We start from the raw sequence: 16,873 nt of genomic DNA, 5'->3' as shown, positions 1-16,873 counted from the left end.
TTGCCCGGATGCCTGCCCGAGCGCAGCAGCCAGATATCCTCGCTTGGGCTGTAAATCGATTCACCCGCAGCCAGCGCGTCAAAAGTGATCGTGCGCCCTTGGCTGTCATGCAGCAAGGTAGCGCTTGCCTGCAGGGAGATGCGCAGCTCCAGCGGCAAGCCCCAGCCATATCCCAGCACCCCGCAGTGCCCGCCATGCTGCGCATTGACATAGCTGCTGTACTGGCGCTGCCAGACGATGGGCATGGCGCCGGGCAAAGCAAAGTCCAGGTCAGAAGACCCGGACAAGACCTTGGCGCCTAGCTGCGGGTTGACGGGGTTGCCGACCGCCTTGCCGCCTGGGCAGACGGAGCACGCCACCCCGCCTTGGGTGCCTATCAGTACTGTCCGTGAGCCGGTGACGACACGTGCGTATTTGACTTTGTCATCGATGCGGGCTGCTGGCTTTCCTGACATGCGGACTCCTATCAAAAATTGAAAAATGATAGTTCAAAACTACCAAATGAACAATTTCGATAGAAAGCCCGTCTTTCGAAATACGCCTGTCTATTGGCGCTTTTGAGCTTTCTAAGCCGCCACCGCCCGCCGCACAAACCGCCCAGCGCGTGCGGGCAAAGCGCCCGCCGCTTCCGTATAGCTGAGCACACCGTTCACCCAGACCGCTTCCACGCCCACGCTGCGCTGCTTGGGGTTCTCAAACGTGGCCTGGTCCTGGATACGCACAGGGTCGAACACCACCACATCGGCGGCCTTGCCAGCAGCCAACACGCCTCGGTCGGCCATGCGAAAGCGCTGGGCCGACATGCCGGTCATCTTGTGCACGGCCTGGGCGAGGCTCAGCACGCCCTTGTCTCGCCAGTACATGGCCAGCACGCGGGGGAAGGCGCCCCACAGCCGTGGGTGCGGGCGCTCGTCGTTGGGCAGGCCGTCCGAGCCGATCATGGCCAGCGGGTGGCGGATGACGCGCTCCACATCGTCTTCGCGCATCTGAAAATAGCAGGCATTGCCGGGCTTGAGGCGCACGCAGGCTTCGTACTGGCTGATGCCCCACTCATTGGCGATATCGCGCAGGTAACGGCCGCCCACCTCGGGAAAGGGCTCGCTGCGGGTGATCAGGATATCGATCACGCCATCGACCAGGTCCTCGCGCAGCACGGTGGATCCTGCCGTGTAGGGATAGACGTCCATCGCCAGCTCTTGCTGCTGCGCCAGTTTGTCGACCAGCGGCAAGGTCTGCAAGGTGCGGCCCCAGTTGGCCGAGCCCGCGCATTTGTGGTGTGACAGCACCAGCGGCAGGCCCGACTGTTTGGCGGTGCCTGCAGCCTCCAGCATGGCCTCCAGAATGCCTTCGAGCTCGTCGCGGATATGGGTGGCATACACGCCGCCATGCCGGGCCGCCACGGTGGCTACCGCCACCAGCTCCTGCATGTCGGCCGCATAGGCTTCGCGGTAAAAGATGCCGCTGGACAGGCCCAGCGCGCCGGCCTGCATGGCCTCTTGCATGTCCTCGGCCATGGCCTCGCGCTCGGCCGCATTGGCTGGGCGGCTCAGATCGGCCATGTGCTTGATGCGCAAGGAGGTGTGGCCCAAGAGCGCCGCAATGTTGATGGAGGGTTGCGCGGCATCCACGGCCGCTGCGTAATCCTGCATGCTGCCAAAGCGGAACTGCTGGTCGCCCAGCAGCGACAAGGGTGCGGGCGGGTGTGCGGTCACCACCGGGGCCAGCGATATGCCGCAGTTACCGGCGATCACCGTCGTCACCCCTTGCGAGAGCTTGGGCAGCATGGCCGGGCTATTCAACGCGGCGGCATCGTCATGGGTGTGCACATCGATAAAGCCCGGTGCAACCACCTTGGCCGTGCAGTCAATGTGCAGCGGGTCTTGCGCCTTCCAGTTTTCCAACGCGGCTTGCTGGGCGGCATCCGCCGCGCCATCGCGGGCAAACACGCCCACAATGCGCCCGCCCTGCAGCCAGACATCCCCGACAAACTCCGACAGGCCGGTGCCATCCACCACCGTGCCATTGCTCAACCACACTCTGCGTTCCATTGCTTCATCTCCAGGCGCTGCTACCGGCTGCCATCAGTCGGCGGTTGGGCCTTGTTGCTGGGCGGGGGCCGTTGCATCCGGCGCGGGCCCCCCTTTGCGCTGCTGCGCGGGCTGCTGAAAGCCCATGTATTCATAACTGTCAAAACCATGGGTCTCCAGCAGCCGCTTGTACTGCTGCATGCCGGTAACCACGCGCGGCCCCAGAATCTGCGCCAGGCGCACCATCATGATTTCGATCACCACCAGGTGGGCCAGGTAGGCCTCGGTGCCCACGCGCATCACCGCATCCTGGGGCACGGTCACCGCCAACACATGGTCGGCCATCTCGGCCAGCGGTGTGTCGGGCTGGGTCAGGGCCACCACGGTGGCGCCTTGCTGTTTGGCAAACTGCGCCGCCTCCAGGGTGTAGGGCATGCGCCCCACATGCGAGATCACAAAGGCCACCCCGCTTTTGCCCAGGGTCGAGGCCGACACCAGCTGCTGGTGGGCATCAAAGATGGCGTTGGAGGTGAGGCCCAGGCGAAACAAGCGGCTTTGCAGCTCTTGGGCCATAAAGGACGAGGCCGCTCCGACGGAGTAGCAATCGATGCGCGAGGCGTTCGCCATCTTGGTAGCCACCTCGTCGATCAGCGCTGCATCCAGCCGTTGGCCCAAGGTGGCAATGGCACCGGCGGCGGCATGCACGATCTTGCTGACCACCTCGGCGGTAGAGTCGTCCTGCTGCACGCTGCGGTGTAGGTGCGAGCCCGAGACCGCCAAGGTCTGCGCCAGCGCCACCATGAAATCGCGCACCGAGGCATAGCCAAAGCGGCGGCACATGCGCACGATGGTGGGCATGGACACATGGGCCTGCAGCGCCAGCTGCTCGACCGTCGCCAGCACGGCCGCGCCCGGGTCGCGCAGGATCACATCGATCACCTGGCGCTGGGCCAGCGGCAGCGCGGCCTGCTGCTGCTGCAGCCACTGCAGGCTCAAAACCGAGCGATTCATCACCATGCTCCCCATGGATGGCCTAGCCACTGCTTGGAGCAGTGCCCAAGCGCGGGCAGCCGAGCAAGGGCCGGAGCGGGCCGCGCCGCCCCGCAGCGAGGGCTGCGTCCCTCTTCCCATGCGAAGCATGAGAGAAGGGGGAAGGCGCACAGCGCCTCAGGGGGTTGTGCTCTAAGCATTCAGAACCTTGTCTCAATCGCATCGACCAGGTTCCAAGCATCGTCCACCACCGGAATCCAGCGCCACTTGTCAAACGTGGTGCAAGGGTGGGAGATGCCCAGCGCAATGCGGTCGCCCACCGCTGGTGTGCCTTGCGCGGGATCAAAACGCAGATAGGCATGCTGGTCGTTGAGGGCCGAGATGGTCCAGCCCGCAGGGGCCGGTTGTGCCTCTTGGCTGCCGCGTGGGGCATGGCGTTGCACGGAGGGCATTTCCAGGTCGTAGGAGATATCGCGGCGGCCGCAGGTGAGCAAGGCCAGGCCCGGCTCGGGGACAGACTGCACCATGGCCCAGACCTCCAGCGCGGCCTGCAGAGAATCCGGCACGCCCTCGCGCTGCTCAACCAGCTTGAGCAGGCGACGGTAGTTGCCATGGTCATGCGTGATGTAGCAGCCCGAGCGCAGCACGCCGGTAAAGGGGCGTGACAGGCCCGCGCCCTGCAGCAGCGGCACGACCAGGTCAAAAATAGCCGAGCCGCCCGCGCTCAAGATCGGCGCCTCATCGGGCAGCAGGCCCTGGGCATCGCAGGCCTTGGCAATCTCGACCACGCGGCGCACCAGCTCGGCCACGGCGGGGATGTCATGGGCGCTGTCGCACTGGGTCAGGCCCCCTTCATAGCATTCGATGCCACCCAACTGGGCGCTGCTGCTGGCGTGGATGGCCTGGGCCAGCGCCAGCGCCTCTTCATGGCTGCGCACGCCGGTGCGCTGGCCGGGGATTCCCACCTCGATCAGCACCTCAAAGCGGCGGGCACTGTTGCGCGCGCGGCTCCAGTCCTCGATGCAGCGCAGCTGGCTGATCGAGTCGACCAGGAACCAGACACGCAGATCCGCGTGCCGGGTCAGCAAGGCATCCAGCCCCTCCAGATCGGCGGGCGCCACCACCTGGTTGGCGATGATGGCGCGGCGCGCACCGGCCTCCACACCCACGGCCAGCTGGAAGATGGTCGCAAAGGTGAGGCCCCAGGCGCCGCCCTTCAGCTGCAAATCAAACAGCTGGGGCGACATGGTGGTCTTGCCATGGGGCGCAAACTGGATCTGGCGGCGTGCCGCATAGTCCTGCATCCAGCGGGCGTTGTGCGCCAGCGCCGACTGGCGGATGACGGCCAGCGGGTACGGCAGGTCATCGCGCAGCACGTTCCAGCCGCGTGCGGCCAGGTTAGAGGCCTGGGTGGGGGCAGCGGCCAGCGGGTAGCTCTTGCTGTGCGCGTCAATCAAAAAATCGGGTTGCATGGTTCACTCTCTCAATCTTGGACTTTCCAGCAGGCTTGCAGATGGCCTTCGCCCACCATGCGCAGCTGCATGTCGGCCTGGGCGCAACGCGCCTCGGCCTGCGGGCATCGGGTACGAAAAACGCAACCACTGGGTGGGTTCTTGGGGCTGGGCAGGTCTCCCGAGAGCAGCGGGATTGTGCGCCGCTGGGCCGGATCGGGCACCGGTGCGGCTGCCAGCAAGGCCTGGGTATAAGGGTGACGCGGCCGGGCATACAAGGCCTCGGTCGGTGCCACCTCTACCACGCGGCCCAGATACAGGACCACCACGCGATCGCAGAGGTATTCCACCACATCCAAATCGTGCGAAATGAACAGCAGGGTCAAACCAAGGCGGTCTTTGAGGTCGCCCAGCAAATTGACCACCTGCGCCTGGATGGAGACGTCGAGCGCCGACAGCGGCTCATCGGCCACGATAAAGCGCGGCTGCACCGCCAAGGCCCGGGCAATGCCGATGCGCTGGCGCTGCCCGCCCGAGAACTCATGCGGAAAGCGCTCGGCATGCTCGGGCCTGAGGCCCACCTGGTCCAGCAGCTCGGCAATGCGCTGCTGGCGGGCTGCGCCGGTGGCCATGCCGTGGGTGGATAGCGCCTCGCCCAGCACGTCGCGGATGCGCATGCGCGGGTTCAGGCTGGCATAGGGGTCTTGAAAGATGATCTGGATATCGGCGCGCAGCGGGCGCATGGCGCTCGCACCCAGGTGCGCCAGGTCCACCGTCTCGCCGCCCTGCTTGCGAAAATGCAGTTCGCCGCCCGTCGGCTCGATCAGCCGGGTCAGCAGCCGGCCGATGGTGCTTTTGCCCGAGCCGGACTCGCCCACCAGGCCCAGGGTCTCGCCAGGGAAGATGTCGAAAGAGACGTCTTGCACCGCGCGCACCGGGTGCGGGCCGCTGCCAAACTGCTTGCTCAAATGCTGGATGCGTACCAGCGGCTCGGTCTGCGCCGCAGCCGGCGCGGCCACATTGGCCAAGCGCTCCAGGGTGTCGGTCATGCTCATGCGGCTTCTCCTGCGCGAATGCAGCGCACCTGGCGCTCGGTGGCGGGGGCATCCGTGCCGCTGCGCCATGTCTCCAGGCCAGGCATGGCCTGCTCGCAGGCATTCAGGCGCTTGCTGCAGCGCGGCGCAAAGGCGCAGCCGGGCGGCGGGCTCAAGGGGCTGGAGACCTGGCCGGGGATGGCATCCAAGCGGCGTCGGCCCACAAAGGCGGGCTTGCCACCGGCGCGCAGCGCCGCGGCCTCAGCCAGCTCGCGCTGGCGCGCCATGCCGGGCAGGCAGCCCAGCAGGCCTTGGGTGTAGGGGTGCTGGGGCGCGGCAAACAGCGCATGCACACTGGCCGTCTCCACAATGCGGCCGGCATACATCACGGCAATCGCATCGGCGTACTGCGCCACCACACCCAGGTTGTGGGTCACAAACAGAATGCTCATGCCCGTCTCCTTTTGCAGCCGGCCCATCAAGGCCAGGATCTGCGCCTGGATGGTCACATCCAGCGCGGTGGTGGGCTCGTCGGCAATCAGCAGGCTCGGGTCGCAGGCCATGGCCAGCGCAATCATCACCCGCTGGCGCATGCCGCCAGACAGCTGGTGCGGGTACTCATGCACGCGCTGGGCGGCTGCGGGTATCTCCACCAGCTCCAGCATGCGCTGGGCATGGGCCAGGGCCGCTGCCTTGCCCAGGCCCTTGTGCAGGCGCACCGATTCGGCAATCTGCTCGCCCACGGTCAGCACCGGGTTCAGGCTGGTCATCGGCTCCTGGAAGACCATGGCCAGCTCATTGCCGCGCAGTGCGCGCAAGGATTTGGCATCGAGCGACAGCAGATCGACGGTGCGGCCATCGCGCTGCACAAACTGGGCCTGGCCCTGCACCTGGGCCTGCGAGGTCTTGGCATGCAGGCCCATCAGCGACAGGCTGGTCACCGACTTGCCTGAGCCCGACTCGCCCACCAGGGCCAGGGTCTGGCCCGGCAGAATCTGAAAGCTCACATCGGAGACGCTCTGGATGCGCCCGCCTTCGGTGGCGAACGAGGTGGACAGCGAGCGCACATCCAGCCGGGGCGCAACCAGGGTGGCGGCTGCTGCGGGGGTGGCGGTGTTCATCATGATTTGTTCTTCAGCTTGGGGTCGAGCAGATCGCGCACACCGTCGCCCAGCAGTTGCAGCGACAGCGCCGTCAGCACAATCGCCACGCCCGGGGTCAAGATGGTCCAGAAGGCCTTGTCGGCATACTCCAGGCTGCCAGCAATCATCGTGCCCCAGGTGGGGATATCGGGCGGCACGCCCACGCCCAGAAAGGACAGGCCTGCCTCGGCCAGGATGGCATAGGCAAAGATAAAGGTGACCTGCACCAGCACCGGCGAGAGCAGGTTGGGCAGGATATGGCGCCACAGAATCAGCGGGGTGCGCACACCCAGCGCCTTGGCGGCATCGACAAACAGCAGCTCGCGCAGCACCAAGGTGGAGGCGCGCACCACGCGGGCCACGCGCGGCGTGTAGACGATGGTCAGCGCCAGAATCACATTCCACAGCGATGCGCCCAAAATCGACACCAGGGCAATGCCCAGCAAGATATCGGGGAAGGCCATCATCGCATCGACCAGGCGCATCAGTGGCGCATCGAGCCGGCGAAAGTAACCGGCCAGCATGCCCAGCAAGGTGCCCAGCACCACAGCGCCCAGCGCGGTGAAAAAGCCGATCATCAGCGAGTAGCGCGCGCCGTAGATGATGCGCGCCATCACATCGCGGCCCAGCTCATCGTTGCCGGCCCAGTGCGCCCAGGAAGGGGCTTGCAGGCGCATGCTGATGTTCATGCCATTGGGGTCGGAGTCGGTAAACAGCGGGTAGAGCACGGCGGTGGCCGTGATCAAGAACAGCACCAGGGCGCTGACCAGCACCACCTTGCGCGCAAACAGGCGGCGCAGGGTTTTGAACCAGGGGGACTGGGCCCAGCTGCTGCGCGCGGGCAGCGGCAATGCCGTGGGGGAGGCGTTCATCATTGGCCCTCCAGACGAATGCGGGGATCCACCACCGTGTAGAGCAGGTCGATCGCGAGGTTGATGAAAACGTAGATGGCGGCAATCACCAGCAAGGTGCCCTGGATGACGGGATAGTCGCGCCGCAGCACGGCACGCACCACCAGGTTGCCCACGCCGGGCAGGTTGAACACGGTCTCGGTCACCACGGTGCCGCCAATCATCAAGGCCAGGGTCAGACCCAGCACGGTCACGACCGGCACCAGCGCATTGCGCAGCACATGCTTGACCAGCACCACCGACTCGCCCAGGCCCTTGGCCCGGGCCGTGCGCACATAGTCCTCGCCCAGAATGTCGAGCACCGAGGCGCGGGTAAAGCGGATGATCAATGCCGAGTTGAGCACGCCCAGCACCAGGGCGGGCAGCAGCAAATGCTGCAGGCGGGTGCCAAAGCTGGCGTCCGGGTCGCCATAGCCCGAGGCCGGGAACCAGCCCAGGTGCACGGCAAACACCTGGATCAGGATCAGGCCAAACCAGAAGCTGGGAATGCTGGCGCCCAGCATCGCAATCGTGCTCAGCACCTGGTCGATCCAGCTGCCGCGCCACACGGCAGCGGCCATGCCGCAGGGCACGCCGATCAAGGCGGCAATCGACACCGCAAACAGCGCCAAAAACAAGGTGGGCTCGGCACGCTCAAACAGCGCCTGGGTGACGGGCATTTGCAAAAACAGCGACTGGCCCAGGTTGCCTTGCAGCACCTGGCCAATCCACAGCACAAACTGGGTGGTCAGGGGCTTGTCCAGCCCATACTGCACGCGCGCGGCAGCAATATCGGCGGCGGTGGCCTGGTCACCCAGCAGCAGCGCTACCGGATCGCCCGATGCCAGGCGCGTGAGCAGGAACACCAGCACGGCGACCAGGGCGAGCACCACCACCGCGCCGCCCAGGCGCTTGAGTAAAAAATGCAGCATGGCTGAACTCGGCAGACGCTAGGGCTTACTGGCTCAGCGAGGTGTTCCAGAAGAAAGGCCAAGGCATGGGGGTGTAGCCCTGCAGCTTGGACGAGCGTGCCGACAGCGCATTGAACTTGCCGACTTCGACAAAGGGCACCTCGTCATAGACGAGGGCCTGCACCTTGCCCCAGAGCGGGCCGCGCTTGGCCACATCGGGCTCGCCATTGAAGGCGGCAAGCGCAGCCTTCTTCGTCTCGGTCTCCCACCAGCCGGGCGCGCCGCTGCCCATTTGGGGTGGCGACAGCATCGGCTCGGGGAACAGGCCCGAGTGCGTCATGTACACATCCCAGAGCTTGGCATCGTTGCGGCGCTGCACCAGGGTGGCCCAGTCCACCACCTGCAGCTCGGTCTTGAAGCCGGCGCGCTTCAAGTGCTCGGCCATCACCAGCGCCATGTTGTAGTGGAACTCATACTGGCGGCTGGCCATGATGCGGATGGGCTCGGACTTGTAGCCGGCCTTGGCCGCCTGGTCCTTGGCCAGCTGCGGGTTCTTCTGGTTGTACTGCTTGGCACCCGCGTCCGAGTAGTACGGCGTGCCCTTGGCAAAAAAGTTGGGTTCGGCGGCAAAAAAGCGCTTGTCGCCAAAGCCGGCCTGCAGCATCTCGGCCGGGCCCATGGCGGTCTGTACGGCCTGGCGCAGCTCCTTCTTGGCCAGCACACCTTCCTTGGTGTTGAAGACGATGTAGGGGAAGCCAAAGTTTTGCGTCACGATCGGCACCACGTTGGGCGCAGCCTTCTCCAGGCGGCCCACCGATTCGACCTGCAGCAAATCGGCGTACTGGAACTGGCCCGAGAGCACGCCCTCAACCCGCGTGGTGGCATTGGGCACCGGCACAAAGCGCAGCTCATCGAGCTGGGCCTCGCGCTTGCCGGCGTAGCCGCTGGCGGGCTCGCTGCGCGCGGCGTACTGGTCAAAACGCGCCAGCACGGTGAACTGGTCCGGCTTGCGCTCCTTCAGTTTGTAGGGGCCGGTGCCAATGAAATCCTTGAGCACCGGTGCCACCACCTCCTTGGGCATGATGCCCGCCATGCCGCTGGGCATGGCCAGGTGGGCCAGCAGCGGGGCATACACCGCCTTGAGCTTGATCTCTACCGTCTGCGGGTTCTTGGCGGTCATGCTGGCAATCTCTTGGCCCACGGCCTTGCCGCGTGCCGATACGTCCATCCAGCGCTGCAGCGAGGCGACCACATCATCGGCCACCATGTCCTTGCCGTTGTGGAACTTGACGCCCTTGCGCAGGGTGATGGTGTAGGTCAGCCCATCGGCAGAGATGACCGGCATGGCCTGGGCCAGCATCGGCTGGATGTTCCACTGGGCATCAAAGGTGAAAAGCGGCTCGTACACATGCTGCATGATGGTGCCCACCAAGTCGGTGGAGCTGACCATCGGGTCCAGACTTTGGGGCTCGCCAATCATGGCCAGGTTGGCCGCCCCGCCCTTGTGGGCAGCCTGGGCCCAGGCGCTGCCTGCAGGCAGCCCTGCGCAACCGGCAGCCAACAAGGCTGCGGCAAGCAGTTGGCGACGGGAGGTGCGGACACGCGAGGCAAGGGCGTTCATGGGGCAGGCTTTCATCGAAGGGTGAAGAAATTTTTTTACACCACAACCGCTAAAAACTGCCTTCAAATCGTTTTATTGACAGATTTATGGGTTGTTGATGTAATATCTTTACATACAGGAGCCCCACCACATGACAGTAATTACCCTAGGCCAACCCCCTCTCGCATCCGACCGCCTGGCCCGCCCCCTCTCGCCCGCCGTGCGCGCTGGTGACTTTGTTTTTGTCTCGGGCACCGTGCCCACCGATGACCAAGGCCAGGTCGTACCCGGCGGCATCGAGGCGCAGACGCGCGCGGTGTTCAAGCGCCTGGAAGAGGCCTTGGCCCTGGGCGGCTGCACCTTGGCCGATGTTGCCAAGGTCAATGTCTGGCTGGATGACCCGCGTGATTTCGGCAGCTTCAACCGCGTCTACATGGAGTGCTTTGGCGAGCACCGCCCGGCCCGCTCCACCGTGGAATCGCGCCTGATGATCGACGCCAAGGTCGAGATCGATGTGACGGCCTACAAGCCGCTGTAAACACACCGGCGCGCAGGCGCAGCGGGCGCGTGCAGCGGGCGCGTGCAGCGGGCGCGACAGCTGCCCGCTTCAGGCGCTTCTACAATGGCCCGCGCAGACTTGGTCTGCGCTTTTTTTGGCCCCTACCCACCGCCCATGCCCAAGCCTCCGACCTTTTCCGCCCGCGCGCCGGGAGACCCACGCCCCCGCATGATTGCCATCGACTGGGGCACCACCTCGCTGAGGGGCGTGCGCATCAATGCGCAGGGCCACATCACTGACCAGCGCGCGCTGCCCCAAGGCATCTTGCAAGTGGCGCCAGGCGGCTTTGCCGACGCCTTTGCACAGCACTTTGGTGACTGGCTGGCCGAAGGGCCCCAGCTGTGCCTGCTGTCGGGTATGGTGGGCAGCCGCCAGGGCTGGCAGGAAGCGCCTTACTGCCCCTGCCCGGCCGATTTTGCTGCGCTCTGCAGCCAGCTGCTCTGGCTGGATAACCCCCAGGGCGTACCCACGGCCATCGTGCCGGGCATGAGCAGCCTGGCGCAACACCAGGTCGATGCCGTGAACGGCGTGCCCGATGTGATGCGCGGCGAGGAAATCCAGGTCATCGGCGCGCTGCGGCTGATGGGCAGCCGCGACGGCCTGTTTCTGCTGCCGGGCACGCACAGCAAATGGGTGCAGGCGCAAGGCGGCACCATCACCGGCTTCAAAACCTTTATGACCGGCGAGCTGTTTGCACTGCTGGCCCAGCACTCCATCCTGGGCAAGACCTTGGACAGCAGCGCCGCGCTGGATGAGGCCGCCTTTATCCAGGGGCTGGAGCGGGCCCAAAGCCCTGACAGCCTGAGCCACCTGCTGTTTGGCACGCGCGCGCTGTCGCTGTTTGGCGCGCTCGACCCGGCCCAGTCGGCCAGCTACCTCTCGGGCCTGCTGATTGGCCAGGAGCTGCACACCATGCCCGCGCCCGCCGGCAGCCGCGTGGCGGTGATCGGCTCCAGCACCCTGGTGCAGCGCTACAGCCTGGCGCTGCGCCATGTGGGCTGCGAAGCCATCGCCTTTGGCGACGAGGCCACCTGGGCCGGCCACCACGCCATTTACGACCACCTGACCCAGACCACCACCTCAACCTCGCAATCACCGCCATGAACCTGATCCAACAATTCCAGGCCCTGCAGGCCAAGCTGCCGCTGATCGCCATCCTGCGCGGCCTGACCCCAAGCGAGGCCGTACCCGTGGGCGCTGCCTTGCAATCGGCCGGTTTTGGCCTGTGGGAAGTACCGCTGAACTCGCCCGAGCCGCTGCAGAGCATCGCCGCCATGCGCGAGGCCTACCCGGATGTGCTGGTGGGCGCAGGCACGGTGCTAACACCGCAGCAAGTGCGCGATGTGCATGCCGCAGGCGGCCAACTCATCATCTCGCCCAACTGCAACCCGGCCGTGATCGACGAGAGCGTCAAGCTCGGCCTGATCAGCCTGCCCGGCGTCTTCACCCCCACGGAGGCATTCATGGCGCTGGAGCACGGCGCGCACGGCCTCAAGATCTTCCCAGCCGAGCTGGCCTCGCCCGCGGTCGTCAAGGCCCTGCTGGCCGTGCTGCCCAAGGGTAGCAATATCTACCCCGTGGGTGGCATTGCCCCCGACAACATGGCCCCTTGGCTGCAAGCCGGCGCGGCAGGCTTTGGCCTGGGCTCGGCGCTGTTCAAGCCCGGCAAGACGGCAGCGCAGGTGCGTGTGGATGCGTTGGCGTTTGCAGAGAACTACCGCGCAGTGAAGAACGCTTGATCCACTGATTTCCGCGCCATAAAAAGGCCTGCACCCCGTCAAGGGTGCAGGCCTTTGTTTTTAGCAAAAACGACGGCTTATTGCATCTGCTGCAGATTGCCGATGCGCACCAGCATCTCGGTAAACATCTGCATATCGGCTTGCAGATCCGGCACTTCCTTGTACTCCAGCGCGTTGTGCGCGGTGTACTTCTTGCCGGGCATGGCAGGGCCAAAGTTGATGGCATTGGGCATCAGCTTGGCGGTGGTGCTGCCGGCGGTGGGCACGGGCTTGGCATCGAGGCCAGTGGTGTCGCCAAAGATGTTCAGCAGGGTCGAGAGCCAGGCGCCCTTGGGGTCACGGGCCATCCAGTTGCCTTGGGTGTAGTCGATCTTGACGGGCACCTGGGCGGCAGCGCTCCAGTTGGCGATGCCCTTTTCCACTTCGGCCTTGAGCTGCTCGGGCGATTTGCCGCGTGGCATGCGCGCATTGGCCGTCACCTCCAGCTGGCCATTGCCGGGCTTGATCAGGTTGGGCGAGATGGTCAGCGGGCCCATGAAATCATCGCCATAGGCCACATTCAGGCCCTTGCCAAAGTAATCCAGCCCATACACGCCGTTGATGTAGCGCAGGGCTTCGCTGTACTGGTTCTGTTGCAGCAGCGCCTGGCCCTGGGCGGGCATCAGCGCCGTTTGCAGCAGCAGCGCCAGGCGCGGCACGGGGTTCACGCCTTCTTCGGGGCGCGAGCCGTGGGCGGAGGTGCCGGTCACCTTGATGTCGATCTTGTTGGCGCTGCTCACCAGGTCCACGCTGAACTTGCCAAACTGCTGGTTGCTGGCCACAAAGCTGTCTTTGGCGGCTTGCAGTTGCTGGGCTACGGCCGCCAAGGCTGCGGCATTGCCGGCTTCAATCGTCGCCGTGGCGGTCTGGGCAATCGCATTGGCCGATGCGGCGCCCGCCATCGCGGTGATGGCGGGTTGCTGCGGGTCGGTCTTCACATCGGCAAAGCTGGCCTTGATGGCGCCCGTGCCTTTTTCTGCCACCACCGCCGGGTACTTGCTGTCGAGCACGATGTTGTACTCGGGCAGCTTGGTCTTGTCGCGGTAGTACTTCATCGCGTCGCCCCCGGTCTCTTCGGTGGTCTCGATCATCAGGCGGATGCCGCGCTGCAACGGCAGCTTGGATTGCTTGACGGCCTTCATCGCATACAGCACCGTGGCGATGGAGCCCTTGTCGTCAATGGTGCCGCGCCCGTAGAGCTTGTCGCCCACGCGGGTGACCTTGAAGGGGTCGAGCTGCTGGCCATCCACCACCCATTCGGCGGGCACCACCGGCACCACATCCGCATGGGTGAGGATGCCGAACTCTTCTCCGCTCGTGCCTGGCAAGGTCACCTCAAAAATGCGGTTGTCCACATTGCGGTACTGCAGGCCAAAATCCTGGGCCATCTTTTCCACCATGCGGCCAAAGTCGACGATCGCCGGGCTCTCGTGCGGTGGCACCTTGGGGTCGCGCACCGTCGGCAAGGCCACCATCTGCGTAATGCTGCTGAGCACCTGGTGCTCTTGCGTCAGACGCGTGTACAGGCCCAGCAGGCGCGCCACATTGGCCAGGTCATCGCCCTGCAGCGCCTGGCCTTGCGTGTAGCGCTGCACCGCAGGGGCCAGGCGGGCATCCTGCTTGGCGGCGTTCTGCAAAAACTGCGCAAAGGTGGCAGGCGTCTTCACCGCCTCGGCGGCAATCGCATCAAGCGCCGGCTTTTGCAGCAGCTGGGCCTGGGCGCTGGCAGCGGCCAAAGCAATACCCAAGGCGATGGCGGTGTGGCGGAATACGGTCTTCATGGCAAACCTCGGTCTCTTATTTTGGAAAGACGAAAGAATAGCCGTTTTCCGCCTCGCCCAGCGCCAGATAACTTCGCCAGCGCCACACAGAACTTGCCGAACCTGCCCGCTAGGTTGCGGATGCGGACAGCCAGCTTGCGGCACCCGCTGCCAGCCGCTGTGATCCGCCTGGATCAAGCGTATTTCTTGGCCCCCGCCACGCAGACCACGGCCACCAGGGTGACGACCAGCATCGACCAGCTGACCTGCTCATGCAGCAACACTGCAGCCAGCGCCAACCCCATAAAAGGCTGCAGCAGCTGCAGCTGGCCGACGGCAGCAATGCCGCCTTGTGCAAGGCCCCGGTACCAAAACACAAAGCCGATGAGCTGGCTAAAAACCGCCACATAGACAAAGCTGAGCCAGGTGGACGCGCTGAGATGGGCCAGCGTTGCAGGCGCCAGCCACAGCGCCAAAGGCAGCATCAAGGGCAAAGACAGCATGAGCGCCCAGCTGATGACCTGCCAGCCGCCCAGCCTGCGTGACAGGCGAGCGCCCTCTGCATAGCCCATGCCGCAGACCAGTACGGCAGCCAGCATCAGCAGATCGCCGCTGAGCGAGCTTTGCCCACCCCCGATGGCGGCATAACCCGCCACCACACCAGCCCCTGCCAGCGAAAACACCCAAAACAGCCCCCTGGGCCGCTCACCCCCACGCAGCACCGCAAAAATGGCGGTGCACAGCGGCAGCAAGCCAACGAACACGATGGAGTAGGCAGAGGTCATGCGCTGCAGCGCCAAAGCCGTCAGCAGCGGGAAGCCCACGACAACGCCGGCTGCCGCTATGGCCAACGACGGCACATCCGCCAACGCTGGCCGCTGCGCACGCTGGGCCAGCAAAAAGGCGCCCGCCAGCAGCGCGGCCACCGCTGCGCGTGCACAGGTTAAAAAGCTGGGGTTCAAATCTGCCACCGCAATGCGGGTGGCCGGAAGCGAACCGGCAAAAATGGCCACCCCTAGCAAGCCATTCGCCCATCCGCTGGTACTTTTTTCCATGCAAGCCTCCTTGATCGAGGCTGGAGTACACCACGCAGGCCAAGCGGCGCGCCAGACACAGTGCAGTACAGTTTAAAGAAACTGTTCTCAATAAATAGCAGTACAGGCCACGGCTTTCCTTGCCGTTCTACGCTGCTGACGGGTGGCGCATCGCCCGGGCCAGCACTGCAAAAACACGCTCATCCGCGCACTGCGATACGTTGAAGCGTAAAAAATCACCGGCCGACTGCGACTGGCTGAACGCATTGCCCGGCGCCAGCACCACGCCTTCTTCTAAACAGGCACGCGCCACTGCAGCTGCATCTACGCCTGGGGGCAAACGGCACCACAAAAACATGCCCGCTTGCGGCATCAAGGCCGGCTCCAAGCGCAGCTTGCGCAGCCGGGTGGCCACTTTTTCCATGTTCAGGGCCAGGCGCTGGCGTACCGTGTCCATGTGCTTGCGGTAGCCACTATCGGTGAGGATTTTCAAGATCAGGTCCTGCGCCAGCCTTCCTGCACCAAAGGTGGTGGCCAGCTTCAGGTCCACCAGGCTGTCCATCCACTCAGGCCGTGCCGCCAGGTAGCCGCAGCGCACAGAGGCCGAGACCGTTTTGGAAAAGCTGCCGATCTGGATCACGCGCGCCAGCCCGTCAAACGCGGCCAGCCGGGGCGCATGCTGGTGCTCGAAGTCGGCAAAGATATCGTCCTCCACAATCACCAGCTCCGAGCCCTCTACCAGCTTGAGCAGCCGGTGCGCCACCAGCGGCGAGAGCGCCGCGCCCGTGGGGTTGTGGATGCCGGCATTGGTGATGTAGAGCCGAGGCTGGTGCGCTTGCAGGGCCTTGTCAAACAGCTGCACATCGGGGCCCTGCGGCGTGTAGGGCACGCCCACCGCCTGCACCTGGTGCGCCTTGAGCAGCGCATGGAAGTTGAAATAACAAGGGTCATCGACCAGCACCGTGTCGCCAGGCTTGAGCAAAAAGCGGCACACCAGGTCGATGGCCTGGGTGCCCGATTCCGTCAGCATCACCTGCGCGGGCGAAACCTCCACGCCCGTGGCCGCCATGCGCCTGGCCAGCAGCTGGCGCAGCCCCGGGCTGCCCAGCGGCGTCGCATACTCCGTCAACTCCCCCAGCGGCCCCCGCGCCTGCGCGCGCAGCGCCCGCCGCACGCCCTCTTCAAACATCCATTCAGGTGGCAGCCAGCCGCAGCCCGGCCGCAAGGTGGCATGGTCACTCTCCAAGGATTGGCGCGACACCCACAGCGGATCCACCACCCGGTCGAGCTTGGGCCCCAGCGCCAGCAGCGCCAGCGGTGCCACCGGCCCGTTGACATAAAAGCCCGCCCCCGGCCGCGCCACCACCAGGCCCTCTGCCGCCAGCCGCTCGTAAGCCTCCACCACCGTCGACACCGACATGCCCAGCAGCCCCGCCTGCTGCCGCACCGACGGCAGCCGCGTACCCGGCAAGTAGCTGCGCGAGGCAATCCCTGCACGCACATGCGCCATCACCTGCTGAATTAGGGTACCGTTGCGTGCCATGGCTACCTCCACTGTTCTGGTAAAAATTCCATAACGGTGGAGCTTAATTGTTATTGGGTGAGATGGCCAGGCGTTGCGATGGCATGAGGCTCTGTCGGCAATAGCAATGTGTTCACTCACAGAACATGGCACGACGCTAGGCTGCGTACTTGCT

15 protein-coding genes are annotated in these 16,873 nt (G+C 65.1%); 3 read left to right on the top strand and 12 right to left on the bottom strand.

Annotated elements, in window-relative coordinates:
• From M2375_RS21795 to M2375_RS21755, 9 genes are all read right to left on the bottom strand, one after another.
• A partial coding sequence (locus M2375_RS21795) for a DUF6531 domain-containing protein (RefSeq protein ID WP_259170362.1) occupies positions 1-455 on the bottom strand: 455 nt, incomplete at its 3' end.
• 111 nt (positions 456-566) lie between these two features.
• Positions 567-2,048, bottom strand: coding sequence for an amidohydrolase family protein (locus M2375_RS21790; RefSeq protein ID WP_259170361.1), 1,482 nt, complete (start codon positions 2,046-2,048; stop codon positions 567-569).
• A 33-nt stretch (positions 2,049-2,081) separates the two neighbouring features.
• Positions 2,082-3,038 (bottom strand): MurR/RpiR family transcriptional regulator, encoded by a 957-nt coding sequence (locus tag M2375_RS21785; RefSeq protein ID WP_259170360.1) that lies wholly within the window; start codon positions 3,036-3,038, stop codon positions 2,082-2,084.
• Positions 3,039-3,217: 179 nt separating this feature from the next.
• On the bottom strand, positions 3,218-4,489 hold the full coding sequence (locus tag M2375_RS21780) for an amino acid deaminase (RefSeq protein ID WP_259170359.1): 1,272 nt from the start codon (positions 4,487-4,489) through the stop codon (positions 3,218-3,220).
• 11 nt (positions 4,490-4,500) lie between these two features.
• Positions 4,501-5,517 (bottom strand): ABC transporter ATP-binding protein, encoded by a 1,017-nt coding sequence (locus tag M2375_RS21775; RefSeq protein WP_259170369.1) that lies wholly within the window; start codon positions 5,515-5,517, stop codon positions 4,501-4,503.
• Positions 5,518-5,519: 2 nt separating this feature from the next.
• The gene (locus tag M2375_RS21770) at positions 5,520-6,623 is read right to left on the bottom strand and encodes an ABC transporter ATP-binding protein (RefSeq protein WP_259170368.1); all 1,104 of its coding nucleotides are present in this window, start codon (positions 6,621-6,623) and stop codon (positions 5,520-5,522) included.
• Positions 6,623-7,516, bottom strand: a complete 894-nt coding sequence (locus tag M2375_RS21765; protein WP_259170357.1) for an ABC transporter permease — start codon at positions 7,514-7,516, stop codon at positions 6,623-6,625. Before M2375_RS21765 ends, M2375_RS21770 begins: the two co-directional genes overlap by 1 nt.
• Positions 7,516-8,466, bottom strand: a complete 951-nt coding sequence (locus M2375_RS21760; protein ID WP_259170355.1) for an ABC transporter permease — start codon at positions 8,464-8,466, stop codon at positions 7,516-7,518. The genes M2375_RS21765 and M2375_RS21760 overlap by 1 nt, the downstream gene beginning before the upstream one ends.
• Positions 8,467-8,491: 25 nt before the next feature.
• Positions 8,492-10,066: an ABC transporter substrate-binding protein gene (locus tag M2375_RS21755; RefSeq protein WP_259170353.1), complete on the bottom strand. Its 1,575-nt coding sequence runs from the start codon at positions 10,064-10,066 to the stop codon at positions 8,492-8,494.
• 130 nt (positions 10,067-10,196) lie between these two features.
• Here M2375_RS21755 and M2375_RS21750 point away from each other — a divergent pair, with 130 nt between their 5' ends.
• The 3 genes from M2375_RS21750 (at position 10,197) to M2375_RS21740 (ending at position 12,343) form a co-directional block, all read left to right on the top strand.
• The gene (locus tag M2375_RS21750) at positions 10,197-10,583 is read left to right on the top strand and encodes a RidA family protein (RefSeq protein ID WP_259170352.1); all 387 of its coding nucleotides are present in this window, start codon (positions 10,197-10,199) and stop codon (positions 10,581-10,583) included.
• 135 nt (positions 10,584-10,718) lie between these two features.
• On the top strand, positions 10,719-11,708 hold the full coding sequence (locus M2375_RS21745; RefSeq protein ID WP_259170351.1) for a 2-dehydro-3-deoxygalactonokinase: 990 nt from the start codon (positions 10,719-10,721) through the stop codon (positions 11,706-11,708).
• Entirely contained in the window at positions 11,705-12,343 is a 639-nt protein-coding gene (locus M2375_RS21740; RefSeq protein ID WP_259170350.1) for a 2-dehydro-3-deoxy-6-phosphogalactonate aldolase, read from the top strand. Before M2375_RS21745 ends, M2375_RS21740 begins: the two co-directional genes overlap by 4 nt.
• A 77-nt stretch (positions 12,344-12,420) precedes the next feature.
• Here the strand turns inward: M2375_RS21740 and M2375_RS21735 are convergent, their stop codons facing one another.
• The 3 genes from M2375_RS21735 to M2375_RS21725 form a co-directional block, all read right to left on the bottom strand.
• The gene (locus M2375_RS21735; protein ID WP_259170349.1) at positions 12,421-14,163 is read right to left on the bottom strand and encodes a dipeptidase; all 1,743 of its coding nucleotides are present in this window, start codon (positions 14,161-14,163) and stop codon (positions 12,421-12,423) included.
• A gap of 173 nt (positions 14,164-14,336) precedes the next feature.
• A complete protein-coding gene (locus tag M2375_RS21730; RefSeq protein ID WP_259170348.1) occupies positions 14,337-15,197 on the bottom strand; it encodes a DMT family transporter in 861 nt (286 codons plus the stop codon).
• A 127-nt stretch (positions 15,198-15,324) separates the two neighbouring features.
• Positions 15,325-16,719 carry a PLP-dependent aminotransferase family protein gene (locus tag M2375_RS21725; RefSeq protein ID WP_259170346.1) on the bottom strand — a complete coding sequence of 465 codons (1,395 nt, stop codon included), beginning with the start codon at positions 16,717-16,719 and terminating at the stop codon, positions 15,325-15,327.
• Between the last annotated feature and the right edge of the window lie 154 nt (positions 16,720-16,873).

Origin of the sequence: Comamonas sp. BIGb0152, from assembly GCF_024809975.1 — a bacterium.
Lineage (GTDB): Bacteria > Pseudomonadota > Gammaproteobacteria > Burkholderiales > Burkholderiaceae_C > Comamonas.
This window is presented reverse-complemented; position numbering and strand designations above follow the sequence as displayed.

What these genes read in the sequence shown, in the direction of transcription:
- M2375_RS21790 (WP_259170361.1), bottom strand. Translation starts at nt 2,048, where the DNA reads ATGGAACGCAGAGTGTGGTTGAGCAATGGCACGGTGGTGGATGGCACC.
- M2375_RS21785 (WP_259170360.1), bottom strand. Translation starts at nt 3,038, where the DNA reads ATGAATCGCTCGGTTTTGAGCCTGCAGTGGCTGCAGCAGCAGCAGGCC.
- M2375_RS21780 (WP_259170359.1), bottom strand. Translation starts at nt 4,489, where the DNA reads ATGCAACCCGATTTTTTGATTGACGCGCACAGCAAGAGCTACCCGCTG.
- M2375_RS21775 (WP_259170369.1), bottom strand. Translation starts at nt 5,517, where the DNA reads ATGACCGACACCCTGGAGCGCTTGGCCAATGTGGCCGCGCCGGCTGCG.
- M2375_RS21770 (WP_259170368.1), bottom strand. Translation starts at nt 6,623, where the DNA reads ATGAACACCGCCACCCCCGCAGCAGCCGCCACCCTGGTTGCGCCCCGG.
- M2375_RS21765 (WP_259170357.1), bottom strand. Translation starts at nt 7,516, where the DNA reads ATGAACGCCTCCCCCACGGCATTGCCGCTGCCCGCGCGCAGCAGCTGG.
- M2375_RS21760 (WP_259170355.1), bottom strand. Translation starts at nt 8,466, where the DNA reads ATGCTGCATTTTTTACTCAAGCGCCTGGGCGGCGCGGTGGTGGTGCTC.
- M2375_RS21755 (WP_259170353.1), bottom strand. Translation starts at nt 10,066, where the DNA reads ATGAACGCCCTTGCCTCGCGTGTCCGCACCTCCCGTCGCCAACTGCTT.
- M2375_RS21750 (WP_259170352.1), top strand. Translation starts at nt 10,197, where the DNA reads ATGACAGTAATTACCCTAGGCCAACCCCCTCTCGCATCCGACCGCCTG.
- M2375_RS21745 (WP_259170351.1), top strand. Translation starts at nt 10,719, where the DNA reads ATGCCCAAGCCTCCGACCTTTTCCGCCCGCGCGCCGGGAGACCCACGC.
- M2375_RS21740 (WP_259170350.1), top strand. Translation starts at nt 11,705, where the DNA reads ATGAACCTGATCCAACAATTCCAGGCCCTGCAGGCCAAGCTGCCGCTG.
- M2375_RS21735 (WP_259170349.1), bottom strand. Translation starts at nt 14,163, where the DNA reads ATGAAGACCGTATTCCGCCACACCGCCATCGCCTTGGGTATTGCTTTG.
- M2375_RS21730 (WP_259170348.1), bottom strand. Translation starts at nt 15,197, where the DNA reads ATGGAAAAAAGTACCAGCGGATGGGCGAATGGCTTGCTAGGGGTGGCC.
- M2375_RS21725 (WP_259170346.1), bottom strand. Translation starts at nt 16,719, where the DNA reads ATGGCACGCAACGGTACCCTAATTCAGCAGGTGATGGCGCATGTGCGT.